Raw genomic sequence first — 25,384 nt, forward strand, 5'->3', positions numbered from 1 at the left:
TCGTAAGCATCGCATTGTGATTGATTCAGCTTTCAATGACCAGAACAAACGTTCACGCCAAAAAAACGATGTTGTTGGAGGAAGAGCATGCGCATGTTGAAGATAATGGAAGCCACATCCCATTGGAACGTAGCGTGGCATTCTGGGTAATTCCTTTGTATTCGAATAATCCCTATCAGGAATTATTCTATAAAAGTCTTGGGGTAACCAAAGAAGCGGTTCAACTCGCACCAACCTCCACACGCGAGTTGCTTGCCGCTGCAAAACCGGGCGACGTGCTGCACGTACATTGGCCCGAAGACTTGTGGAAGGGGAAGCACACAATTCAATCCCTTAGATTGCTTGCTGGGTTTGCGCGTCATCTCTGGGATTGCCGGCGATATGGATTGACGGTCCTTTGGACGATGCATAATTCGCGGCGTCATGATGACGCGAAATTTGTTGATGGGATAGGATATCGGCTGCTCTGCCGTTTTGCAAATGTGGTGATTGTTCACAGCAAGGAAGCATCAGAAGCGGCGTCTAAGATGGGAGCAACTCCTGTGAAAATCTGTCAGATTGATCACGGATTGTATTTGCCTGAGCTTGCCGATTCCGAACACATCAACGCGGCTCGGCAGAGCATCGTAGATATTGACCGCAAATATGTGGTCGGGTGCCTGGGTTTTATTCGTTCATACAAAGGCTATGAACTCGCTGTGGATGCGGTTTCCCAAATGAAGAACGAATTTCATTGTTTGATCGCAGGAAATAGTGCGATGTTGGACGAAAGGCAACTAGATGCACTGAAAACTTCGTCATCGACCGTCGTTGCGAAGTGGCTCACAGATCGGGAGCTAGCTGCATACATGAGCGTCGTAAATGTTGTTGCCATGCCCTATCGCCACATCACAACGAGCGGTGTTCTGAGTCTCGCATGGGCGTATGGTAAGACGGTCGTTGCGACACCTTTGCCTTATTTCCAAGAGTACGCTGAACGTTTTGGTGAGGGGGCTATTGTTCTCAGTAAAACAGACGAACCACATTCCTTCGCCGATGCTATCCGCCGCGCCGCCGCCATCGGTGACGAGAAGTGCGCGGAGGCAATGGCGAATATCCGAAGGGACCTGTCATGGGAAAAGTGCGTTGAACCGTTGCGCAAACTTCTTTCCGAGTGCTTGTACCGATAGTCAGTTAGCCGATGAATGTAGCGTACGTATTGGTGGATCCCGCTCGGGGGAACTTGACGACGATGACCTGGATCTCGATCCAAACGCTACTTAGGCATCATCCAGATTGGCTCGTGCAAATCTATGCCGACAAAATCACATATCGAGAATTGGGCGGCGATAGTCGATTCGACGGATGCCAGTTAATCGAGTGTGATACCTGTGACGGTTCAGCGATGATACAGAGTCGCTGGATAAAGACTCGGCTGATCTCTTGGATGCGTGATGAGACATTGTTCATCGACGGAGACACGCTCGTTCTACGGGATCTTTCTGAGTTAGAAAAAATTGAGGGCGAGTTCTTGGCCGTTGTCGATGGGAACGAGCCACAACGCCCTCTTCGGCACAAGGCGGTCCTTCGTGATTTTTATGAGAAGATGGATTGGCCTGTTGGAGATAGCCTAGCGTACAACAGTGGTGTATGGGTTATTCGCCCGTGCAAGGCAACGCAGAGACTAGGTGAACTGTGGCCGGAGCTTTGGGAAGTCGGTCTACAGGAAAACCCGATGGATCAACCCAGCCTTTGGACCGCACTCCACCAGTCGCAAGTTGACGTTGTACCAATTGCCAATCAATGGAATGCATTGGTGATGCATCGCCCGAAGCTAATGCGATCTGCAAAGATTGCTCACTTTTGGCGATCACTTTCGACGGGAGGATCGCTGCTTGATGAGCTGGTCGAGATTGCCAGTCGCACCGGCGAGATTGACTGGAGACTGATCGATCAAGCAACCTGCTCGGGTGTCCCTTGGCGATCAAATGCTGATGCATGGCAGTATGCTCGTTCGGCCCATTGGGGACGTGCCATCAAAGCCAAATGGGATTCGAGATGAGGGGCTGGCGTATGTCGTTTGCGGATTTGATCTTATTCGAACAATGATTTCCCTCGTATGTGTCTATAACCGGCCAGAAATCTACCAGCGATGCTTGGCTGCAAGCGTGGAAACGCAGAATCATTCCATTCAGTTGATCGGGGTTGATAATTCGAACTCACGATTTGACCGAGCGTCAGCTGCGTTGAATTGGGGGGCCGAGCAAGCGATGCACGATTGGGTCGTGTTTGCTCATCAAGATGTTGTGCTTCTTGATCCGGAATGGTCAGCTCAGATTTTTCGTCTACTGCAGAAGTTTCAGCCAACCGGTTGGTGCGGCGTTGTTGGTCGTGACTGGGACGGGCTGTGGCAGGGGCTTTTGCGAGATCGTGACGGGGTTTATGGGGAACCTTTTGACACGGTTCGCGAAGTTCAAGTACTGGATGAAGTGGTACTAATTCACCGTCGCCAGCCCGGAAAATATTTCGATGAAACATTAAAAACTTGGCATGTCTACGGTGTCGATGCCTGTTGCCAAGCCATCTTAGATGGGCACAAAAATTACGTTATTTCGGCGCCAGTTTGGCATGATTCCCCTTCCACTAACCGTGCGGGGTTGGACAAGGCAAATGCGTTTATCGCACACAAGTATGCCGATAAAATTTCTCCCATCCACGCTTGTTGCGGGGATATCCCGTTTCGATTTGCAAATCGTGGAAGCTATCGAAAGCATGTCCTGCGAGACCGCTTCCGTGCCTGGAGACACGCTGTATCAACGAAGGTGCGGCCGTCGTCGTTTGAAAAGACTTGCAAGCCACTTGATGTTGTTGAGACCTGGACCCAGGGAAATGATCGCGTCGATTGCGTCAGAGGAACGGCTTGGTATCAGCAGATTGAGGCGATTGGGCTCGCCGATTGCAGTACACGTCCTCGGCAAGTCGTTCACCATTTTAATCAAACTTCGGCGACCGCAGCAAACGCTTCAGTTGTGATTTTCGGGCAAGAAACATGTCGTGGATCGTTCATGCGACCGTTAGTGAGCCGTTGGATCACGATGGAGGTATTGCCCCGCTGCAAAACCTTTTCAAGGTCAATTCGACCCTATGATCAATTCCTTGTGCGCCGCGAACTATGCCGCGACCAAGATGATCGGTATTGGTTGTTGAGCGAATATCAAAATTTGAATCCGTCGTCGGGAGAGGAGCAATCGTGGCAATCCAAGATATAAGTCGCTGTGTAACAGATGCGATAGGTTGGCGGCTTCGATCGGGACTGAAGCGGTTCAATACGAACAGCGCGAGCAGCGAGACCGCTTGGGTGCGTGTTCAGATGAATAAGGCAACTGCTGGATTTGTTGATCGCATTGGCCCATCTCAACTCGATGCACTTGAAATTGGCGGCGAAAATTGGATGGCAGGTGGCTTTCGTTCCTACACCACAATTGACTATCCTGAATACGATCTCTGTGACCAACCCTACTGCGAAGAGGGATTCGATCTGGTTTTGCTTGAGCAAGTGTTGGAGCATGTGTTGTGGCCATATCGGGCGGTTCAAAATCTTTACAAGATGCTGCGTCCTGGCGGGTGGGCAATGGTAACAACGCCCTTCCTTGTAAAGATTCACGCTTATCCGATTGATTGTTCCCGATGGACGGAGATGGGATTAAAACACTTGTTGGCTGAGGGCGGCTTTGACCTTGATTTAATTCAAACAGGTTCGTGGGGAAATCGCCAAGCAGTGGCCGGTGGTTTTTCGAAAGTGCCCCGATTCCGTCGCTGGCACCATTCGCTACACAATGAACCGAACTTTCCCGTGATGGTGTGGGCTTTCGCACAAAAAGCAGAAGCTAAGCAATGAACTTAGGGAAAAGCACTGACGCTCGTACTTCGGTCGTAATTCCGTGTTACCGAGAGGATCGGTATTTAGCAGAGGCGATGAGTTCGGTAGCCGATCAAACATGTTCCGCTGCGGAGTTAATCGTCATTGACGATGGTTCTCCCCAACCGATTTTGGAGCCTCGTAGTTGGGTAGGGCCGCCGTTGCAATGGGTGCGTACAGGAAACCAGGGGCTTGGGGCTGCTCGCAACGAAGGCATTAAGCGTTCAACGGGAAATTTCATTGCGTTTTTAGACGCGGATGACAAATGGGCATCCGAAAAGATCAAGCTTCAACAGGAATGTCTCACTGCGAACTCAGATGCGGTCGCGTGTTACACTCGCTGCGTCGACTCGCAGGGTTTTTTCCCTTTTGGTCCTTACCCTGAGTCCCAACTCGACCCGCCCTCGATGGCGGGACTCCTGTGGCGTGAACTGTTTTTTCCTCCCTCGACTTTGATGGTCCGGTCCGAGGTGCTCCGAAAGGTAGGAGGGTTTGCTGAAGGTCTCTCCAATGGCGAAGACTTGGAAATGTACATCAAACTGCTTAATCAGGGGCCAATAGTAGGGGTCGACCTTCCGCTGGTATGGTACCGCATTCACGACAATCAAGTCACCAAAGATGAAACTCGCCGAGTCATGGGAGGCAAGCGTGCGAGGGAATTGATTATTCAGAATCACCGAGACTTGCTTTATCAAGCCGGTATCTCTGACATTGATTTATGGAGTGGATATCGTGAATCAGTTCTTTTGGCATACTATCGACGAAACTTCTCATCTGCTCGAACCATGCTGTGGGATTATTGGAAGGACCATCCGAAAGACTTGCGAGTCTTGATGTACTGGATGATTTCACATTTTCCTGCTCGGTTAGTTGGATTGATGAAGGATAAGACGTTTTGTTAATTACGATTGTTCTCGTTAACTTCAATGGTTTAGCTGACACGATCGAATGCCTAGAATCGATAGCGTTGATCAATGACGACCAGCTTGAAACCGTCGTAGTTGATAATGCATCGAAGGGCAATCAAGCGGAATCGATTGCTGCGCAGTTCGACTGGGTGACTGTCATTGCCAGTCCAGAAAACACCGGTTGGTCCGGTGGCAATAATATTGGCATTCGCCACGCTCTTACTCCAGCGGCAGCGACTGATCTGCGACGTTGGTTGCCTAAGAACCATCATGTGCGTCCGGCTGACGCAGTTTTCCTGCTCAACAACGACACGGTGGTCAGTCCAACGATCCTTGATCAGCTTCGGCATGGTTTCGGGATGGATTTTGATATCGTTGGCCCCGTGATTAATGAATACAGTGATCGAAATATCGTGCAGACCGAAGGCGTGCGGTTCAACCCGAAAAACTCATGTGACTTTTTCCAGCCGATTCATGTCGACCGAGGCGAACCAGGAGGAATCACGTTGGTTGATATTGTGAACGGATGTGCTGTTGCCATCACGCGAAAGGTCTTTGATTCGATCGGTTTGATCGACAATCGATTTTTCCTGATTGGCGAAGAGTCCGACTTTTGCTTACGGGCACAAACTGCCGGATTTCGGTGTGGAGTAATCCACCAAAGCTTGGTCTATCACAAGCATTCGGTTTCGTTCGCGCGGGCGGGGAAACCCCTACAGCGTTATTACGGAATTCGAAATTTGTGGACGCTGTTAATTCGGCACAGTGGTGTCAACGGACGTCGCAGTCGGGTGGGGGCGGTGTGTGCTTATTTCCGTCATGCTTATCATCTGTACTGTCACGAAAGTGAATTGAATAATCGAGAGGGAGCGGAGGCTGTTACAATTGGAGTCGCTGACGCGCTTACGCAACGATTAGGGCGACAGCCAATTGAAGTGAGTTGGGCTTCACTTCTACTAGACCGAGTTTGCGCAGCGGTTTGGCGTTTTCGAGGTGGGCGAGTGAACGATTTCTGGAGCGTTCAAGCCGAACGGCAATCGCCATGACAAAAGGAATCGCTCTGCTGCTGTTTTTATGGTTCGTGCTCATCGTTCGTGCGGTTCAATTCCCTTGGATTGGAGTAACCGGATACGCGGGATTTGCAGTGTTATGTCCAACATGGAATTGGCGATGGGGATTGCCGGTGTGGGATTATCAAAAATTCCTAGCAGGAGCGACAATTCTGGGGTGGTTGATATCGGGCCTGACGCGGCAACGCCTAACCCGCGCAGGAGCCTTAGCGATGTCAGCGCTAGTGGGGTATCTAGTGCTGACATTTATCAGCACTCAGCAAACGATAAACCCGTCAAAAAGTGCACTCTATTTGGACATTTCATGGAAAATGATCCTGATGGTGGTCTTGGCCACGTTCATATTGCGAGAACCCAAACACCTAATAACGTTTTCTTGGGTAATTGTTATTAGCCAAGGATGGAACGCCTTTAACATCAACCAGCTTTATTATCAACGCGGGATTAACGTTAATTATTTCACTTGGAATTTTTTAGACAACAATACTTACTGCATTTCGGCAGTCCCTATCATGGCGATCGCTTTTGCGATCATGGTAACGTCCACGCATCGTTACGGACGTCTCTTAGCGGGCCTGATTTTTGTATTGCAAATGCATCAATTGATGATTTTGCAATCACGGGGGACGATGCTAGGAGCTTTGTTGTTGACTGTTCTGGCAATCTTTTTCATGCCTAAAAACAGACAAAGTTTGACACTCGTGCTTGGGGGCGTTCTAGCGGGAGTTATTTTAGCAGGGCCTTCAGTCGTAGAGGAGTTTTCTTCAAGTTTCAAAGCGGAGGGCGAGCTCGATTCATCTGCGGAAAGTCGATACCTTTTGTGGAAGGCAGGGGCTGGGATCATGCGAGACTATCCCCTTCTCGGTGTTGGCCCATGGGCAGGGGAATTGCTTGTTCCCAGCTATTATGAGGGCGATTTAGGTGGACGGACATCGAAAGCACTGCACAATTTGTTTTTCGAGGTAGGTACAGGGTCTGGTGTTCCAGCACTAATTTGTTACGTACTTGCGTTCTTCATTCCCTGGTGGCAGCATTACAGGCTGTGGCGACTTTACCGAAATCAGAAGCCCGAATGGATGCGCATCATCAACTTAGCGACGCTCTGTGGTATTCCTGGTTACTGGGCGTCCAGTATGTTTTCCAGCGGAGCGCTGATCGAGAGCCCGTATTTATTGATCGCTTTGGCGACGGCTTCGCTGGCGGTTGATGAACGCGAGACGGCAAAAGTGGAAAACGAGTTGGATGAGGAACTCAGTGAGCACGAGTCGCTCCAATGATGAAATGCATGATTCGAATCAAGACATTTTGAACAGTTAGCGCAGCCGATTTTGAATCCTCTTTTGCCATGTTATTAGGTAACACTTCGTTGTATGAATGTGGTCTTAAAAACGGGGCATTGGGCAATGTTGTTGCCGAACTTCCTCGAATTCGACTTTTTATTTGCATTGGTCGCGAGACCAATATTTCCCCAGAATTAACTTGTCGATCTTCGAAGTGAAAGTTCTATTTATCAAAGAGAGTTTAGTGTGGCCACGTTCTAGCGGTCATGACGTGCATTGTTTCCATATGATGCAAGCGCTCTCGAGCAATGGGTTCAGTGTATCGCTATTAACGGCGTATCGGTGCCAAGCCGCAGCGACGAATGGGCTCACATTGGAATCGCAATGGGATTTTCATGATCTTCCTGACAACAATCGTCCTGTAGAATTATCTCGGCTGCAAGAAAAATTCTGTTCTTACTGGGGAACCGATAAGAGTCGATTAACAAAGATTGCCAATTTGGTTCGAGAACAAGGTTTTGACGCGGTCGTGGTGGTCGGACTCGATGTTCTCCCGTATTTGGCTCTAGTTCCCGATTGCATCAATCGCATCTGGTATGCCGCCGACGAATGGTTGTTGCATCATTGGTCACAAGTGAATTTTGGTAAACCAAAGACTTGGCCTGAGCTAAAGCTTGGCCTCATCAAGGGATTGTACGAATACGCGTTTTCGTGTTGCACGGACCGGGTCTGGGTTGTTTCCGACCAAGATGCAGCAGCCGTTCGATGGATCATGCCAAGTTCTGCTGTCGATGTGATTGCCAATGGCGTGGATGCAAGCCATTTTGATCCTGGGATGTCGATCGCCGACCCAACGATGGTTGATTCCTCGGACTTGGTTTTTTGGGGGCGTTTGGACTTTGGTCCAAACTTGGATGCGATTGAATGGTTTTGCCAAAATGTCTGGATTTCGTTACGCCGCGCCCGACCTGAGATTCGGTGGACCGTGTACGGTTTTCAAGCGGGACCGAAAGTCGAACGGATGGCAGATAAATATGATTTCAATTTGGTTCCCGATCTTCCAGATTTACGACCTGAGATCCTGAAATATCGTCTCGTTGTGCTACCGTTTGTTAGCGGAGCCGGTATCAAGAATAAATTCCTGGAAGCGGCCGCGCTCGCTCGACCCATTATCGCCAGCGAGCGAGCGATCAATGGGGTTGACTTGAAAAACGGGCAGCCCTGCGTGGTCGCACGTGATCCAGTCCAGTGGATCAGTCAGATTTCGAGGTTGTTGGACGACACTGCCGCGCGAGACAAGTTAGGTCAGCAGGCGAGGGATTGGGTTGTTGAACACTACTCTTGGGAGCGGGCAGGAGCCTTAGGGCTGTCTTCGCTAAGAGCAAAATGACTAGCAAAACTTTAACGCCCATGGAGCTAATTCGCGACGACTGCGGTGATATAACCGCAACGGCAATGGCTTGCCCTGCGGGGGTAAGCCTGCCCTTTAGGTGTGGCCAAGTTTTCGAGGCTGCGCAAATTCAAATTACCGACCGAGATGGCATTCGGCAAAAGTGCCAGCCAAAGGTGCTCAGTCGATGGCCTGATGGATCAATCCGCTGGTGTTTAGTCGAGTTTATTAGTGCGCCGTCGATGACCTACCGGGCTGAACTGGTGGTTAAAACAACCGGGGCTTGGGAGGGGGCGGATCTAGATATGCCGGGCTGGAGATCAGTTCCGGCAGTTGATTTGGCAGTGCCGAATGCGGAGCGTATCGCCAACAAGATCGAGTTGCGCCACGAATCCACCGCACAGTCCGTTTTTATGGAATTACGGCTTCGGCATAACGAAACTGACTTTTGTGGGATTGTAGAGGCTCCGGAGTCGCTTGAAATCGGGCCGATTCGTTGGTCAAAGCAATGGAGATGTCGATTTGATGCCGATCCGGATCAATCATCCTACCGAGCGCTGCGCCGATCTCCGTTGGTCGGCAAGTTGATCGCAAGCTCTTATTCGGGCGCGTCGGTCGTGACTTTTGAATTTGTCATACAAAACCCTCAAGCGATGGACCATCCTGGTGGAAATTGGGACTTGGGGGCGTCCGGTTCAGTAGTGATTGACGATTTGTCGGTGCATTTTTCAGTGCCAGTTTCGTCTCGAAGCAAGTCTCTTTCGGTGGATTTACTGGATAGTGGCCAGAGGATCCAATCGAACGAGCGATTGCTGGTGTTTCAGGCGTCAAGCGGGGGTGAAAATTGGAAGAGTCCAAATCATATAGATCGTCACGGTCAAGTCCCACTGGAGTTTCGGGGGTATAAAGTTGACGCGGACGGAGTAGGGTATACCGGGCTTCGCGCTGAACCGATTCTACGATCGACTGATGAGCAAGTCGAATGTTCCATCGGCTATCACAAATTTTGGCAAAACTTTCCGAAGGCACTGGCAGCAGATTCGGGCGGGTTAAGGATTGGGCTATTTCCCGCCGAAGTGACCGGTGGAACCGAATTGCAGGGGGGCGAACAGAAGACGCATCAGTTTGCGTTCGAAATTAAGGCAGTGAATGTTCCTTCAGGTATCGATGCTTGCCTCTATCCTCCCCTTTTCCGAGTTTCGCCGGAAGATTACGCCCGCGCCGAGGTTCTGCCGTATTTGGTGCCCAAAACGGAAAAAAGCCATTGCTGTTACGAGGGACTGGTGAACCAAGCGATTGACGGTGGAGATACTTTCGCTGCCAAATCGGAAACAATAGACGAATTCGGTTGGCGGAATTTTGGCGACATCTACGGGGATCACGAAGCGGTCTTCCATCGTGGCGACGAACCTATGGTTTCCCACTACAACAATCAATACGACTGTACGCTCGGGTTTGCGATCCAATTCCTGCGCAGCGGAGATCGCCGCTGGTTTGATCTGATGACTCAAATGGCGGATCACGCTTGGGACATCGACACCTATCACACTGACCAGGACAAGCTACTTTACAACGGTGGACTTTTCTGGCACACGTACCACTACGCCGACGCTCATACGGCGACCCATCGCAGCTACCCGAAACGGCTTCGCGTTTCGCAGTCGTTCGAGGGTGGTCAAGATCTCGAAGAGCTTGGCGAAACCGGCGAAAAGCTTGCCAAGAACTATGCTATCGGTGGTGGGCCTGCGGCGGCCCACAATTACAGTACCGGGTGGATGCTCGCCTACTATCTAACCGGCCAAGAGCGATATCGTACCGCTGCGATCAATGCTGCCAACTATGTCATGCAAATTGATGACGGAAGCAAGACAATTTTTAGGTGGCTTTGCCGCGGAGACACGTGGGACTCGACCTGTAGCTCTGCAGGTTATTTTGGGCCTGGACGCGCCGCCGCGAATTCGACTCATGCGTTGTTAACCGGTCACGAGCTGACCGGGGATGATAAGTATTTAGAGCGTGTAGATGTGCTGATGCGACGTACCGTGCATCCAAACCAGGATTTAGAATCGCTTGATCTGCTGAATGCGGAGCTGCGTTGGTTCTACACCATGTATCTGCAGGCATTAGGACGCCTTGTTGACTACAAAAAGTATTTGGGGCAGCAAGATGACTGCTACAGGTACGCGGTCGCATCCCTGTTGCACTATGCAAATTGGATGGTCGTCAACGAAAGAATGACTCTCACGCAACCTGATAAGTTACAGTTTCCAACCGAAACATGGGCCGCTCAGGATATGCGAAAGTGGCATGTTATCCGACATGCAGCCATATTCGAGCCTAACGTAAGAGCAAAAAATGCGATGCTCAAAAAGTCCGAGTTGATTTATCGTGAAGTGTGCGGTTCGCTTTGCGCGTTTTCGACACGATCGCTCTGCCGCCCGGTTGTCATTTTGTTAAACTTTGGCTGGCAACGAGATTGGTTTTGTGCGCATGCAGAAACTGATTTTTCATGTGAGATGACCGGGGTTTCATTTGGCCCACCCGTATTACCGAGTCCGCAACGGGACGTTGCGATAAACCGGTTTAAGTTGCTCGCGGTGGTTGTGATGATCGCCCTGCTGTTGGTTGCATGGGTCGTTTGGTGCTTCTTTATTCGATGATATTGCATTTCCTCAATCACAATTCATGCGACGCAGCGGATTGGCCACTGTATCGTAAAATACAAAGCCACTTTGCTGATGCAAATATCAAGGTGTTTGCAAAAACTGTAGACTTGAGCTATCGCAGACGCATCGCATTGGCGTTTTTTGGCTGGCCAAGGCTGCTTATTGCGGCTTTTGGTCTCGCCTGTCAGTCTATACGTTCCGAACATCATCCTGACGCTGTCGTTGTCGACGACCATTTGCAGATTTGGCCATATGTCATCGTTGCATGGTGCCATCGAATTTGGACGAGAAAGCGATTGCCAAAAATTCTTTATCTTGGTTTTATCTATACGCCACGTTCTAGTATTTATATGCGAACCTTGCGAGAATTTTACTTTAGGATTGCACTGCAACCGATTGACACAGTTTTTGTGTATTCCCAAGTTGAGCAGCAAAACTTAGTTTCTCGGTACGGCGGCAAAAAGCCGCGTTTCCAGCATATCCACTATGGCATTGGCGATCATGCCTCAATTCGAAATCATTGCGCCGCGACCATCGCCGCAGAGAGCAGCCCTCGCGACCAATCGCTCCTCGATGACCGAAACAATCTTCAGGTCGATGACTTTTACGTTTTCAGCGGAGGCCGATCGTCAAGGGATTATGCAACGCTCGTTCGCGCGATTGGAGATTTGGATGCCAACATTAAATGCCGAATCGTTTGCGATTCTGTCGATCGTTGTCCCGAACGCTTTGCGAGTACCAAAATCGAAATTTTGAGGAATTGCTACGGTGAATCCTATAGTAGTGAACTTGTTAGGGCGTCATTAGTAGTTATTCCACTGGTTGATCCAGAAATTTCAGCGGGGCAGATGGTAGTAATGCATGCCTTGGCCGCTGGAAAGCCGGTCATTGTGACGTCAACTCCGGTGACTCGAGAATACTTTGAGAATCTTCCTACCGTACGATTTGTTGATCCGACGAACAAAAGTCAAATGTCTGCGGCCATTCGTGAATCATACGAGCAGCTCAGGCAACGCCCTTATGAGATCTTCCGGCAATCCCGGGCCTCGTACGATCAGCTTTTTTCAATCGATTGTTTCGCGCAGCGTATCTGCGTATCGATTAGAAGCGTAATGGGTGATCTTGAAGAAGATCGACATGGGGGCCAGGGGCCCGATGCTGTTCAAAGTGCGGTTGAGATGCAATGAAACTACACGTTTTCTTTCTTCTGTTTGTCGTAATTGTCTACGCCGTTATTGCTGGAGGCACAAGCTTTGTGGCAAGAGCAGAGGCTCAGAGCGACGTTAAGCAATTGCGCAACGAGTCGAGCTGGCTCCGTACGCGGCTTCGAATAGCCGAGCAAGCTTTAGACCGACTCGGTTCTAAGCATCCTTCGCGACCAAGCGTTGCTGCGGAAGTTGAGTCATTACGGGAGCAGTTGGACAGTTTCAGCGACACGCCTATACCATCGGGCAGTGATCCGTTGAGTAAACGAAAGGTGCAGCAGATCCCTTTAGGAGATCCTGGGTTTAGCAAATCCGCTGCGGCAAAAGCAGGTATTTATCAACCTGCCACCCCGTTCGGTGGGGAAACGGCCCCTGTGCCTTCACCCACGCACGATTCTCGCACATTACTTACGCCAGATCTGCTTCGGATGGTCGGTGGTTATCGTATACCCATGGCACTGCTCGGCTCAAAATCAATGGCATTTAGCAATGGCGGGCTAACTGGGAAGCACGAACCAAACGGTCGCTTGCGACTGTGGATGTCGCATCATGCAACGTCGACTGCTGTCGCGGAATTTATCGCACCGGCAGCAAGAGGGTTTGATCTTGGCGAGATAAACCGATGGCCGATTTGCGAACACGTTCGCAATATCGACCAGGTTTACGCGGAGCTCTATGCTTTGGATAACGCTTGTCAAATTCATGGAGTGCATTGGTGTCCCCAGCGAGATCGCTTGCTCGTTTCGGGGCGTAGTTGGTACAACACCACGTTCAATAAAGACAATTGGCTCGTTCAAGTCGATGTCGGTTCAACACTCGTTGTCGAGCCGGCTATCGCCCCTGGGTTGCCAAATCAGCCGTTCGGTGGCGGGTTTGTTGATATCCCTCAAGATTTTGCTGATAAGTATTGCCAAGGCAATGCGATCGGACTCGCTAAGGGGGGATACGAGTCAGGGCAAGCTTCAGCCACTAGTCCGACGCTGGCGGCATATGGAGACGCACCAGCGACCGTGCTGATGCACAGTAAATGGAATGCGGCGAAGGACGAACGCGAACGTCGAGATGCAAATTACAATGCCGGCAATGTTGGTTGGCAGCCAAACCCCGTCGCCGGAGTGGGGTTCTTTGGCGTCGACCGTGTTCAAGATACTGCGTGGGTGCATAACGATGTTGTCAGCTCGTTTATTGCGATCGTGTTGCAGCCCACCGGGACGCTGGAGTATTCACTCCAAGGCGATGTGTTTTCCAAATCGACACAATACACGTTGTATGTATATGACCCCATGGATCTCGCAAAAGTGGCGGTCGGCGAGCTTCGCGAGCATGAAGTTCGCGGAAAATGGTATGCCATGCCGATTGAGTCCCCAGCGCTGAGTCGCCCGGTAGGCTTATGGTGGGACAATACGACACAATTGTTAAACGTGGTCTACTCGCGGGCTTGGTCCCATGGCGGCCCAGAGGCCTATCCTGTCATCGTTGAATACGCCATCGACTGATGACAGATACTGGTTCAGCAGCAGGCAATACAGAAGGCTCCCTGCGGTTAAAACGACCGATTCAGCGGCAATCCGCATTTCGATAGTTGTGCTCCGATTACGCACTTGACGCAAATTGGGGGCCCCCTAGGCTTCCAATAGTGGCGGTGTTCCACTGTCAAAGGACAGCGTCACGTCGTGACGGGGCATCAAACGGCCCTCTCTTTCTCGGGGGCGGCTCCTCCCATCATTTCCGTTGACAATTCTTCGAACCAGCTGGGCTAACGTATGCGTCGTTCCACAAAACGACTTCTTTCGATTGAGCATCTTCATTCACGCCAAATGCTTACGACGTTGGCGGAGGTCGGGCCGAGCGATGACACACAATCGGTCATGGCTGAACATTACGAGACTGCTAGCATGGATGCGGGTTCGACGCAGCAGAGCGGTCATGATTTTGCGTTTGTTCCGAATCAACATGACCCTTTTTTGCCCGACTTTGCCTCCCCCGCTCAAACCGCTGGACGTCAGGTCTGGGAGTCGGAGCGTGACGGGGCATGGGCCGATCAGTTTGCCAATGCGTCAACAGACGACGTCATTGTGATTCAGCATGACATTTTGTTCGATTCCCTAGCCGATGTACATTCAGTTGTCATCGACGCTGGGGCGCGTTTGCGGTTTGACCCAAGCGGTCATCAATCGCTGCATGTCGTCAACCTGCAGGTGATGTTGGCGGGAACGCTTGAAATTGGAACACCAAATTCACCCCACCGTGGCTTCGCCGAGATCGTGTTCAAGGACGAGCCCTTTGATTTCCAGTTGGATCCAGGGCAATATGGCAATGGTCTCGTCGCCTTTGGAACCGTGAAGATGCATGGGATTGAACTTGGCGAGACCTTTGTCGCTGCACATGGCGAGCTCTACGCGGGTGACACCGCCATTGAGGCTTCGGGGATCGAGGATTGGCGTGTTGGGGATCAGTTATTGGTCCCTGATACGCGGCAATTATTTTACACTGCCAGCACGAGTCAGAGTTTGACTCAATATGAAACAAAAAATATTGCTGTGGTGGATCCGGGGATGGTTCGATTCGACCAAACGCTTCAATTTGATCACTTGGGCGGTCGTGACGCCAACGATCGACTTCAGTTCAGGCCGCACGTGGCCAATTTGACTCGGAATGTATTGATCCGCTCAGAAAACCCCGCGGGGACGCGTGGGCACACGATGTACATCGGAAGAGCGGATATTGATATCCGTTATGTGGAATTTCGAGATCTTGGAAGGACCAGCAATGAAGCATTGGACAATACCGTCTTTGATGCTGCCGGGGAAGCGACTCATGTTGGGACAAACCAGATGAGCCGCTATGCGGTTCATTTCCATCACTTGATCGGACGTGAGGACTTGCCAGCGGACCAGCCGCAGTTTCGTTTTTCAGGAAACTCGGTTCACAACACAACCGATCGAACCAGCAAGTGGGCGGTTACGATTCACGGATCTCACTACGGATTAGTTGATAACAACGTCGTTTACAACTTTAGTGGTGCGGGGATCGTCACCGAAGATGGCACAGAGAGTTTCAATACGATTCGTAATAACTTTGTGAGCCGAATTGCGGGCGACAGGAATCGCGGCAAATTCAGCGATGGTCGCGAAGGATCCGGGTTCTGGTTTAAGCGCCCCAACAACTACGTAGATGGAAATGTTGTGACAGGCGCTCATAAAGCGGCTTATGCCGTCTACGGCGGAGAGAATACGGATGCCGGCGCAATTAGTGTGCCGGCCTTCAAGGGAGCTGATCCACATCATCACGGTGCGTATCGGTTGGCTCAGCCTCGCACCATGCACTTGTTGTCATTTGACAATAACGAGGCGTACGCTAGCTGGATGGGGTTAGAGCTCTGGTACTTGGGTTACGAGTCCTACTACGATCCAGCGGACGAGCCCGTCTCCGAAACACAAATCAGCAATTTTGATGCTTGGAATATTCAATTTGCGGGTGTTTTCGGAGAGCAGGCGAATAATGTTCGATTCGACAATCTTCGTCTCGTTAATTCGAAACTTATGAGTGACCCCAATAGTGTTTCACGAGGCTTTGAGGTGCTCCGAGTGAAGGATGTCACCATCGTAAACTCAGTGATAGAGAATTATCGCGTCGGGGTGATGGTGCCTTATCGCGTAGATGTTCGCGATAGAGATTTACCAGTCTCTGAAATTACTCCTTTTCATGTTCTCGACTCCAAGCTTCGTAATGTAATTAATATCCAGGTGCGTACGCCGCACGAAGATGCGATTGGGCAGGCTGCTCCACGTTACACGTTGATCGAAAACGTCGATTTCGATGACGATCCCCTCGGGGTTGATGCCGGAAATTTAAATATCCAGATGCGATATAGCGACGGTCGATTTACCAATATTGTTCAGCGGGACATTGTGGAAGTGGTCTCCTACAACCGTGACGCAAGGGTGAATTTCCAGTTGTACTACGAACAGCAGTCGCCTGATTTCGTTGTTCCGCGATCTGGAGTAAATGGCTCAAGTTCGCCGGTGGGAGCTCCCGTGAGCGGGCTAACAAACACCGAGCTCTGGCAGCAGTTTGGAATGGCTGTCGGAGGGGAAGTTGCTCCCGGCAACTCAGCAAATGGTTCACGTTTGCGGATTCCAGGTGTTCTGGGGTTAGCTTTTCCACTCGTTCGGGCGTCCGCCGATCCAGCGATACTGTCGATCACGCCTGATTCGGGGACGCCGGGGGATCATCGCACTTCTTCAGGCAGCATTGTCCTTCACGGTGTTGCAGAAGCGAACGAAACTCTTGAAGTGTTTGACGGTGGTTATTTCCTGGGCCGTGTTGTAGCTGATAAGCACGGGTTGTGGGGTTTTGACATAACTGGCCAGCCATTATTACCTGGGCACCACGAATTGTTTGTGCGTTCTATAGGTAGTGACGCTTTAGAAAGCGATGTCTACGAGTTAGAAATTTATGTCAACAAGCCTCAGTTGCTAGCATCCCCTGCATCAGTTGCCGAAGACGCAGAAGTTGGGGCATACGTGGGCGCCGTGTCCGCCACCGACGAAGATTTGGATGAGGCATTTCGGTATTCAATTGTGGGTGGCAATGAGGATGGCGTTTTTGCGATCGATCCAGATACAGGGCGATTGAGCTTGGCTCGCCAGCATGTTCTTGATGCATCAAATGTCCCAGTTCGATATTTGCAGGTGCGAGTTACCGATTCAGTGGGCCTAATTGACGAAGCGATCGTGGAAGTCACGGTTACAGCAAAACCGCCCGGATTCTGGATCACACAGCTTCATTTTCATCAATTTGCAGACCTTGCGCCTGAAGAGATTGTTTTTTTAACACCCACGCAGATTGGTGCGATTCCTGATGCTTACTGGCTTCGTAAGATCCCGGAAAATTCACGCCGAGTACTAACGCAGTTCCAGTTAAGTCAATTGAACATTGCAAAGCCCGGGATGCTTGAATTATTAACACCAGAACAAAGACAATGGATCAGCGATGAGCAGTACGCAACACTACCGTACACAATGCTTGGAAGCGTGCCGATTGAGCGAATGAACGCAATCACGCCGCTTCAATTGCGGTCCATCCCGGATCGCTATTGGCTTGCACGACTCTCGGAGCAACAACGGTGGGCATTAGATCAAAGCCAAATTAATGGCATTGACTGGTCGAAGCCTGGGATGCTTTCCTTGCTAAATGCGGAGCAAGTTCTGTTGCTTAGCGACCAGAGTGTCCAAAAGCTATCGATGGACGATTTCGTGCGACTGCCTCCCTCACGAATCATTGCATTGTCGCAGAAGCAGTTGCGAAGTCTTCCCGACGACTATTGGTATAGGCAAATCTCGTTGCCCAGTCGTGCGGCCCTCGAAGACCAGGGAGTAATGTGGGTTTCCGGGTCAGGCTTTGTTTTCAAATCAATTTATTGGTTGTAACGATGCCGAATTGCGATAATTAAATGCCAAATTCGCAAGACAAACGTCCGTTAGTTCAGGCGATTACCAGCCAAGCTCCATGGCCATTGAACTCCGGTGGACACCTGCGAACCTACCATCTGCTTAGCTCGATAGCTCGTCAATTTGATGTGGATTTGATGGTACCCGAATTTGAGGGTAATGAGTGCGAGGAAATGCCGACATCGACACAGTTTCAGTGGACTAGGGTTCCTGTGCCAGAGCGGACGTGGTGGGCCGAAGCGAAGCGAGCGACGTCGGCGATGGTTCGTCGTGAACCCTATGCAATGTATCACCGCCATTGGCATCTCAGGATGTCCAGGCAATGGAGGGATCGTTTGAATACGGAAACTCCCGATTTCGTATGGCTCGATCATGTCGACAGTTTTTTGTATCGACGTAGTCCATGGCCAACGGGTGTGCCTGTTGTAATTGATCTTCACAACGTTTACTCATTCATTCTGGACCGCTTGGCTGATGAAAGTTCAGCGGCACGTTGTGTTGCTTTGCGTGTTGAAGCGGCGAGAATGCGGAAGATTGAACGCAGGATTTGTGCAACTGTCGATGCGGTGATAGCTGTTTCGGACCGAGAAGCGGAGCATTTCAAATCTCTCGGGGCCCGTCGAGTTCATGTTGCGCCTAATGGCGTCGACTTATCAGCTTCGCTTCGAGCTGTTCCAAATCGTAAAAATGGCGATGCGACCTTGCCAATTGTGCTGTTCTTAGGAGCAATGAATTGGCAGCCCAATGTGCTGGCAGCATTATCTTTGGCAAAGCAGATTTTTCCTGAGGTGCGTCAAGCTGTTCCATCAGCCCAACTGAAACTAGTCGGTCGAGATCCTGTTGACGCGGTTCGTATGTTGGGCGACTTGCCGGGCGTTACCGTTACGGGAACCGTTCCAGAGATTGCGCCGTATCTATCTGAAGCGCTAGTGATGGCAGTGCCTTTGGATTCCGGTGGTGGAACCCGCCTCAAGATCCTAGAGGCCTTTGGGGCAGGAGTTCCCGTGGTTAGTACTGCGGTTGGCGCAGAGGGGATTAATGCGATAGATGGGCAGCATATTTGTATCAAATCTCGTGACGAGATGGCGTCCTCGATTATAGAATTGCTTCAAAATGAGTCGTTGCGTCAGCATTACATTAAGAATTCAGCCAAGCTGGCGCGTGAGCAATATGATTGGGGGGCAATTGGCGCGGCCTGTTGCAGCTTCTTGAAGGACCTTAGCGATGCTTGAGTCATGGCGAATGGTGGCTCGATGATTTTGTTTATATGTGATGCTGATCTCGGAGAGCGAGAGTATGAAGGATCAGTTTTCCCTTCACGTGTGCTTTGTTTTTCTAATCGTATTTTTATCGCCTATCCGAAGGCCCCGATTCGACTGTATGCAAATCACGCCATAGCGATGCGCATCCCGGACAGGGCGAGTGCGCCGCGATAGGTGATCTGCGAAGCTTGGTGAGACATCGCTTCTTGACGTTGTTCGAGGAACAATAGAGCGATGCATCTCTCACTGGCTTCATCACATGGAACGTTCCGCCAACCTCACCGAGCATCTCGGCAACGTCACCGATCCACAAACCGGAGCGATCACTAATCCACTCACCAACATACTCTTCATGACCATCTGTACGGTGATCGCCGGTGCCGACGACTTCGTCGCCATTGCTCACTTTGCCAACACGAAGAAGGACGATTTGAGAAGTATCTGGATCGGAGTTCGGGAGTTCCTTCGCACGACAGGTTCAATTCGATCCTCAAGCACAACAAGCCTGAAGAACTCGAACGCAGTTTGCTCGCTTGGTTCCCCAGAGTGCACGAAATCAGGGACGTGGCCACGGGTGAAGTCTCGAAAGACTTCCCCGATTTCTGACGCCGAAACTTGCCCAAGAGATTGCAAAAGACTAACTTCATTCATGTTGGTCTCGCCGTCGGTTGCACCCGGCGAAAATTGGAAAGTTGCAGAAGGCAGATTCTGCCCTCAGGGAGACCATCTTTCAACAATGATTGGGTAGCTTCCAGCGATTGAGCCAATCGTGCGTCCGCTCAACAACCCAGCGTCTCAGACGATCGTGATGCAGCCCGGGTGGCCGTTTTTTTTGGAGCGAAGGTTCATCCAGACCAATCCGGGGGCAATTCGGTGTCTCGCCAACGTCCAGGTTGTTAATGAAGATGTCGGGGCACCTGCAAGTGTTATGTACGGTCGCTGCTACAAAGATTTATTGCAGTCCTACGAGGGTGACGTCGGTCATGAGAAAATTCTTCCCGGGAAAATGGCCATCGAGTCGCCCCTTCGTTTTGAATCGCCGTCCCAGTCGAACTTGGGCAGCACGTTCTCCCGTCTGAGGCCGCAATCTTGCTGGCTTTCGGTTCAGCAAGGGAGCATTGCAATCTCGGAGGTTCGGTTTGAAACGTCGCATGATCTCGCTTTTGGAAATATTGATGAGGAGCCCAGCTGGGCTGGGTGGGCATTCAGTTGCGACGACCATCTGATCTGGCGAACCAAAAACGCTTGGGTACACCTGCTTTACGAACACGGCATTGTTGGACTGTTGAGTGTGCTCGGATTGCAACTGGCCTATATGGGCAGTGTTTGGCGTGCACGACGAAGCTTGTCTTTGGAGCGAATGGTGGTGCTCGGTTCGCTGTTGGGGGCCGCCGCAGTTGCCTGTGTCAGCACGCTGATAGACACCCCCAATTTGTGTGCGATGGTGATTGCGGTCGCAGGGTCAGAGTGTCTAGTCCGGTCCGCTCGATTCGGTTGCGAGCAGCGGGAACCATCCAGAGTTCTGGTTCGCGGAGGCAAATGCCGAGGGTTTTGACGACTTCTTCCGGTTAAAGCCGCCCTAATCCAAAAAAACGGCAGAACTCGCAAATAGCTATCTTGCATCCCCCCCAGGCAGTGATTACAATCCCCTCTATGAGCCCTCGTTTTCTCCTTGCCGTACTACTCTTATTCGCCGGTGCAAGCTGCGCGGATGCGGGTGTGATTGTCGATCGGTCGGTCGATGATGCGGCGTATTCGTCCTCCGAGTCGCTGAACGCGGTTTCGGACTGGATCGCGTCTCAGGAGAGCGATAAATTGCCGCCCTCTTGGGAATGGGGGCACGAGGGCACTCTGGCCGGTTTTGCGCTGACAAGCGTGCAGACCGGTGGCGGGCACGCATTGGTATGCTCTGAGATGCTGTTCTTGGCATCGCCAACTCCGCTATGGCGGGTCGCGTTGTCCAACTCGTGTCTCCCCCCTAGTCCGGACTCGGAAGGCCTCCTGAAACCTTCGTAGATATTCTCCCAATCATACGACTTTTGATTGAGATTATGAATGTTTGCAAATTTAGTTTTAGGAAGAATAAAATGAGACTTTTGAAGTTTGCGGTTTTAGCCGTGCTGGTTGTATCGCCGATTAGCTCGGTTTATGCCGGTGTTATGGGGTCGTCAGTGCTTAGTCTGACGAATATTCGTGTAGTTGATGCGGGTGCCGCCAATGTTGACGCTAATGCACTGACAGGTTCGTTCGCCGGCGGTGGAGGTGATATCACTATCAGTGGTGTCATTACTACCGCGACTAATAATGCATCTCTTGGTGCTGTGATTGCTCCGACCCAGAACGGGAGTGCTGTTTTGTTACCTGGGCCAACGGGTAGTTTAAACACTGTAAGCGATGCTGTGGCGAGTGTTGGCGCTGAGTTTACGAAATCAGAGACCAGCTTTGGTGGGTCGTTTGTTGATTTGACCCCAATCGGTGGTGGGATATCTGCCCTGTTTCCAATTGGTGGCTTCGCAATCAATTCCGCTAGTTTCGATGTCGATACGCTGGGCCTATCAGGGGGGGCATCGTCGAATGTTAGTAACACGTCTCAGTTCAGCTTCACCGCTGCCACGGACCGTGATGTCGAGTTTGTTTTCGATGCGTCGGCTTTGATCAGTTTGCAAGACGACTTCCTGCCCCCGAACTTCCTTACTTCAGGGCGTACAAGTTTTTCAGCATCTATCACTGGCTCAAGCTCGGCTGCGACTGGTACTGCAATCGCGACTGTTGAGAGCGCACTGAACAATTTTCTTTCGATTCCACCATCGGGTAGCCCCGGCATTCTCGAGTTGGTGCTGACCGAGTTTCGGATCCCAGTGTCGTTAGTAGCTGGGACGAACTACATCGTCAGTTTGAACCAAACTGCCTCGGTTCAGGTTGGAGTAGTTCCTGAGCCGGCATCGATGTTGGCATTCGCTGGAATTGCTGTCTTGGGTGTTGGTGCCAGACGTCGTCGCCGAAAGGCGGTTCAAGCGGTTTCCGTTAGGTAATAAACTCCTGTTTTCGCGTGTTATACGAACGCTCGTTTTGCTTAGGTGAGACGAGCGTTTTTTGTTCGTGGCATATGGCTTGAACCGAGGTAGCTTGCCAGTAATTATTGAATGATGTCTCCCGGGGATCGCAAATTCTAACCTTGGGGAGGCCATCCGTCAGAAAACGTGAGGGAAGCTGAGGCGTTTGCATTTTCCATTGCAGACGAGCGTCGTGATTAAGCAACGATTAGAGATGCCAGCGTTCTTGGCGAAAAAGTAGAGGTCGATGATAGGAGTCATCAGACTTCATTTTTACTGAGCCAAGACGTTTTCAGGGCGTCGTTGAATCATGATTTCGCAACGTTTGCGAGTAACATCCCTGGAGCGAGTCGCAGCTCTCCTTTGCTCCTGCTTCATCGATAGCGAGTGCTCATTTGATGGCGATGACAGTAGACTTCGACCCAACGAGTGACGAGCCGCTAGTGATGCATGTGCGGGTTGTCAGTGGGACCGGGGGCGGTCCGGACAAAACGATCCTGAATTCACCTCGTTTCCTCAGTCCGTTGGGGTACCGCTGCGTCTGCGTTTATTTGCGTGACCCACGCGATGATGGGTTTTCGGTAATCAAGGAACGTGCGGCGGTCCGCAAGGCGCCGCTGGAGGCGGTCGATGACTTTGGCATTAAAGATTTCGGTGTCGTCTCCCGACTTCACGAATTAATCGAGCGTTATCAACCGACAATCTGGCACGGACATGACTACAAGAGCAATCTGCTGGGGTTGATGCTGCGTCGCAATCATCCGATGCAGATGGTCACAACCGTTCACGGCTGGGTTCAAAAAACATGGAAGACTCCGCTTTACTACTTCATCGATCGTCAATGCTTGCCTCGCTATCAAAAGGTGATCTGCGTTTCTCAGGACCTATACGACGACTGTGTCCGAGTGGGTGTCCCTCGAGACCGGCTTTCGCTGATCGATAACGCGATCGCATTGGATGACTATGAAATCGAACTCGATTCATGCGATGCTAAACGATCGCTCGGAGTGGACCCGAGTGTGCCTCTCGTGGTCGGCGTGGGGCGGCTGTCCAATGAAAAGGGATTCGATCTGTTGGTCCGAGCTGTCGCCAACATAATCGACTCAGGGACTGATGTCGGATTGGCGATCGCGGGTGACGGCTCCGAACGTAAATCGTTGCAAAAGTTGATTGATCGCACTGGGCATCAGGATCGAATTCGCCTGCTCGGGTTCGTCGCCGATCCTCGTCTGGTTTATCGGGCTGCAGACGTTTATACCCTGAGTAGTCGTCGCGAGGGGCTGCCGAATGTCGTTCTTGAAGCGATGGCGATGGGGGTGCCGGTATTGGCAACTAAAGTGGCGGGGATGCCGACGTTGATCAAGGGTGGCGTCAATGGTCGCCTGATCGAACCGGACAATCTGGAGTCACTCCAGGGTGGGCTACATCGATTATTGCAGGACATCGATGTGCAAAAACAATTCGGGTTGGCCGGAAGGAGCACCGTCGAACAACGATTTTGTTTCAAACGGCGGATGCAAAAAGTGGTCGACGAATACCGTGCCATCGAGCGATAGATTATCGGTCCCAGTCAGTAATCAAAAAGCAGATGAACGGTTGGCGAAGGGCCGGTCACCTGCATCGATGCTCGTTTGAGTCATGGCGTTTAGGGATTGAGACAAATACTGCTGCTTCGGTAGGGCGGGTAGCCTAATTGAGCGAGGGCGTCGCTAATCGCCGAGTAGCACTCACTGGCGTTTGCTGATTGTGGTTCATCGTTCTTGTCGAAGCTCAGGTTTGAGATGCAAACGGCGGCGCGTGCAACGACAGGAGAGATGGTGATCGGTAAATCAAAACCATAGTCGTTTGCGATCGGCTCAAGTTTCTCGACGAGTCGAATCGCATCCGCGCGGGTGCAAGGGATCACCGGCGCGATCCAAATCAACCCCGCGTCAATGACCTCACCCGAGTCGGGGCGGTTTCGAAAAAAAGCCCCCTCAAGATGGCTGGGTGTGGGAACTCCGTTGAGCAGTTCGTAAACGTCGCCGATGGTGGATGCGAAGCTGCGAACGCGGTCGAATGATCGCCAAGTAGGAGCGTGTTTCGCTGCTACTTGCAGACCGCGGACGTGAAGACTCCCAAAGAAACGTGGATGACAGAGGCCACGAAGGGATCGCCGGATTACCTTTCGCTTGGCCGCGATTTCTTCTCTAGTTCCGTAGAGTCCACCGAGCGCGTTCCAGCACCCCACACTGCCAAGCCGTCGCAATGAGGCCCGTTCGTCTGGAGTGAAGTGGCCGGTCTTCCTCGGATGTTTCCTTATCAGTGGCTGTGATGACAGGGCACGCAGATCATTGGCAAAATGGACCACTCCGTTGATCGTCCCCGCCTGCCGAAGCCGGCTGATCACTTCCAGCACCTGTCCAAATACTTCGATATCGTTGGTCCTGAATCCGAAGCCGCACACTTTGTCTGGACGTGGCATCAACCATATCGTCATTCGGGTGACGACCGCCTCATCGCTCTGAGCCAACATGCCTTGGTAATTGGGGCCGTGGCCATAGGGATAAACGTGCCCTACAACGCTGCCATCCACATCTCCAAAGCCAGTGTGGTGGACTGAACCATCGCGTTTGACGTATTGCAGGTTGCAGCTCTGTGATGTGCGATCGCCATAAGGTGTATGGCCGAAGCCTCGCTGTAATACGTTGCCTACAATGGATGCGTCGGGGCCAGCCCCTGTGACATCGAGCATGAGCGAACTGCCACGGGTTCGTAATTCGTCGGCAAGCTTGCCTTGCGAGACCCCTGGTTCAATGACGGCGTATCCGAGAGTTTCATTGATCTCGATGATCCGGTTCATTCGATTTAGATCGATGATGACGCCACCATCCTCCGATGCGCACCGGTCACCGTAACCGTAGTTCTTTCCGAGTGATATCGCTTTCCAAGGAAGTTCCAACGCATCAAGCGTTAGCATCAACGCGGAAACCTCTTCCACCGTCGCCGGCGTGACAACGCAGCATGGACGGGTGCCTCGAGGCAGCGTTGTCTGGCTATAGCGACTTCGCGTCTCAAGCGATGCGGAAACGTTTTGTTCGCCTACAATCTGGGCAATGACGCGGACGAGAATCGATGCTAATTCGGATGAATGTTGAACTCCCTGCACTTGCTGCCGAAGTCTGGTGACGTCAATGTTTTTAGCAATCATCAGTAATGG

18 protein-coding genes and 5 pseudogenes are annotated in these 25,384 nt (G+C 51.3%); 19 read left to right on the forward strand and 4 right to left on the reverse strand.

All coding sequences use genetic code 11. The features are described from left to right. Positions 1-35 precede the first annotated feature (35 nt). The 13 genes and pseudogenes from ACR3ZL_RS19600 to ACR3ZL_RS19660 form a co-directional block, all read left to right on the forward strand. The gene (locus ACR3ZL_RS19600; RefSeq protein WP_486172907.1) at positions 36-1,169 is read left to right on the forward strand and encodes a glycosyltransferase; all 1,134 of its coding nucleotides are present in this window, start codon (positions 36-38) and stop codon (positions 1,167-1,169) included. A gap of 11 nt (positions 1,170-1,180) precedes the next feature. Beyond that, on the forward strand, positions 1,181-2,041 hold the full coding sequence (locus ACR3ZL_RS19605; RefSeq protein WP_473651404.1) for a glycosyltransferase family protein: 861 nt from the start codon (positions 1,181-1,183) through the stop codon (positions 2,039-2,041). Between the two features lie 43 nt (positions 2,042-2,084). Continuing rightward, the gene (locus ACR3ZL_RS19610) at positions 2,085-3,248 is read left to right on the forward strand and encodes a glycosyltransferase family 2 protein (protein ID WP_473651403.1); all 1,164 of its coding nucleotides are present in this window, start codon (positions 2,085-2,087) and stop codon (positions 3,246-3,248) included. A 101-nt stretch (positions 3,249-3,349) separates the two neighbouring features. Beyond that, on the forward strand, positions 3,350-3,877 hold the full coding sequence (locus ACR3ZL_RS19615) for a class I SAM-dependent methyltransferase (RefSeq protein WP_473651402.1): 528 nt from the start codon (positions 3,350-3,352) through the stop codon (positions 3,875-3,877). After that, entirely contained in the window at positions 3,874-4,800 is a 927-nt protein-coding gene (locus ACR3ZL_RS19620) for a glycosyltransferase family 2 protein (RefSeq protein ID WP_473651401.1), read from the forward strand. The genes ACR3ZL_RS19615 and ACR3ZL_RS19620 overlap by 4 nt, the downstream gene beginning before the upstream one ends. After that, positions 4,794-5,852, forward strand: a complete 1,059-nt coding sequence (locus ACR3ZL_RS19625) for a glycosyltransferase family 2 protein (RefSeq protein WP_486172908.1) — start codon at positions 4,794-4,796, stop codon at positions 5,850-5,852. Before ACR3ZL_RS19620 ends, ACR3ZL_RS19625 begins: the two co-directional genes overlap by 7 nt. Next, the gene (locus tag ACR3ZL_RS19630; RefSeq protein WP_473651399.1) at positions 5,849-7,153 is read left to right on the forward strand and encodes an O-antigen ligase family protein; all 1,305 of its coding nucleotides are present in this window, start codon (positions 5,849-5,851) and stop codon (positions 7,151-7,153) included. The genes ACR3ZL_RS19625 and ACR3ZL_RS19630 overlap by 4 nt, the downstream gene beginning before the upstream one ends. Before the next feature lie 289 nt (positions 7,154-7,442). Further along, positions 7,443-8,546, forward strand: a complete 1,104-nt coding sequence (locus tag ACR3ZL_RS19635) for a glycosyltransferase family 4 protein (RefSeq protein ID WP_473651398.1) — start codon at positions 7,443-7,445, stop codon at positions 8,544-8,546. Between the two features lie 65 nt (positions 8,547-8,611). After that, positions 8,612-8,749, forward strand: a pseudogene (locus tag ACR3ZL_RS19640) (RIFT barrel domain-containing protein); the annotation flags it as partial. A 39-nt stretch (positions 8,750-8,788) separates the two neighbouring features. Next, on the forward strand, positions 8,789-11,206 hold the full coding sequence (locus ACR3ZL_RS19645; RefSeq protein WP_473653594.1) for a glycoside hydrolase family protein: 2,418 nt from the start codon (positions 8,789-8,791) through the stop codon (positions 11,204-11,206). Beyond that, positions 11,176-12,399 (forward strand): glycosyltransferase, encoded by a 1,224-nt coding sequence (locus ACR3ZL_RS19650; RefSeq protein WP_486172909.1) that lies wholly within the window; start codon positions 11,176-11,178, stop codon positions 12,397-12,399. The genes ACR3ZL_RS19645 and ACR3ZL_RS19650 overlap by 31 nt, the downstream gene beginning before the upstream one ends. Before the next feature lie 494 nt (positions 12,400-12,893). After that, positions 12,894-13,913, forward strand: a complete 1,020-nt coding sequence (locus ACR3ZL_RS19655; protein WP_473651396.1) for a hypothetical protein — start codon at positions 12,894-12,896, stop codon at positions 13,911-13,913. 399 nt (positions 13,914-14,312) lie between these two features. Continuing rightward, positions 14,313-14,717: pseudogene (locus tag ACR3ZL_RS19660) on the forward strand (G8 domain-containing protein); the annotation flags it as partial. On the opposite strand, the gene ACR3ZL_RS19665 reads toward ACR3ZL_RS19660, so the two are convergent. After that, positions 14,655-14,804: a hypothetical protein gene (locus ACR3ZL_RS19665; protein WP_486173616.1), complete on the reverse strand. Its 150-nt coding sequence runs from the start codon at positions 14,802-14,804 to the stop codon at positions 14,655-14,657. The pseudogene ACR3ZL_RS19660 and the gene ACR3ZL_RS19665 overlap by 63 nt on opposite strands. 315 nt (positions 14,805-15,119) lie before the next feature. Here ACR3ZL_RS19665 and ACR3ZL_RS19670 point away from each other — a divergent pair, with 315 nt between their 5' ends. From ACR3ZL_RS19670 to ACR3ZL_RS19680, 3 genes and pseudogenes are all read left to right on the forward strand, one after another. Beyond that, positions 15,120-17,849: a cadherin domain-containing protein gene (locus ACR3ZL_RS19670; RefSeq protein ID WP_486173597.1), complete on the forward strand. Its 2,730-nt coding sequence runs from the start codon at positions 15,120-15,122 to the stop codon at positions 17,847-17,849. Between the two features lie 23 nt (positions 17,850-17,872). Next, positions 17,873-19,102 (forward strand): glycosyltransferase family 4 protein, encoded by a 1,230-nt coding sequence (locus ACR3ZL_RS19675; protein WP_473651393.1) that lies wholly within the window; start codon positions 17,873-17,875, stop codon positions 19,100-19,102. Positions 19,103-19,391: 289 nt separating this feature from the next. Then, a pseudogene (locus tag ACR3ZL_RS19680) lies at positions 19,392-19,514 on the forward strand (hypothetical protein); the annotation flags it as partial. A 167-nt stretch (positions 19,515-19,681) separates the two neighbouring features. Here the strand turns inward: ACR3ZL_RS19680 and ACR3ZL_RS19685 are convergent. Both ACR3ZL_RS19685 and ACR3ZL_RS19690 read right to left on the reverse strand, forming a co-directional pair. After that, a pseudogene (locus ACR3ZL_RS19685) lies at positions 19,682-19,837 on the reverse strand (IS256 family transposase); the annotation flags it as partial. Between the two features lie 43 nt (positions 19,838-19,880). Continuing rightward, positions 19,881-19,979 (reverse strand): annotated as a pseudogene (locus tag ACR3ZL_RS19690) (IS5/IS1182 family transposase); the annotation flags it as partial. Between the two features lie 806 nt (positions 19,980-20,785). On the opposite strand from ACR3ZL_RS19690, the gene ACR3ZL_RS19695 reads away from it, so the two are divergent. The 3 genes from ACR3ZL_RS19695 (at position 20,786) to ACR3ZL_RS19705 (ending at position 23,741) form a co-directional block, all read left to right on the forward strand. Then, the gene (locus ACR3ZL_RS19695; RefSeq protein WP_473651392.1) at positions 20,786-21,148 is read left to right on the forward strand and encodes a hypothetical protein; all 363 of its coding nucleotides are present in this window, start codon (positions 20,786-20,788) and stop codon (positions 21,146-21,148) included. A gap of 71 nt (positions 21,149-21,219) precedes the next feature. Further along, the gene (locus ACR3ZL_RS19700) at positions 21,220-22,164 is read left to right on the forward strand and encodes a PEP-CTERM sorting domain-containing protein (protein ID WP_473651391.1); all 945 of its coding nucleotides are present in this window, start codon (positions 21,220-21,222) and stop codon (positions 22,162-22,164) included. Between the two features lie 419 nt (positions 22,165-22,583). Continuing rightward, on the forward strand, positions 22,584-23,741 hold the full coding sequence (locus ACR3ZL_RS19705) for a glycosyltransferase (protein WP_473651390.1): 1,158 nt from the start codon (positions 22,584-22,586) through the stop codon (positions 23,739-23,741). 89 nt (positions 23,742-23,830) lie between these two features. On the opposite strand, the gene ACR3ZL_RS19710 is transcribed toward ACR3ZL_RS19705, so the two are convergent. Beyond that, positions 23,831-25,375 carry an FAD-binding oxidoreductase gene (locus ACR3ZL_RS19710; RefSeq protein ID WP_473651389.1) on the reverse strand — a complete coding sequence of 515 codons (1,545 nt, stop codon included), beginning with the start codon at positions 25,373-25,375 and terminating at the stop codon, positions 23,831-23,833. Positions 25,376-25,384: the final 9 nt, after the last annotated feature.

It is taken from the genome of Rhodopirellula sp. J20-39 (assembly GCF_057365095.1).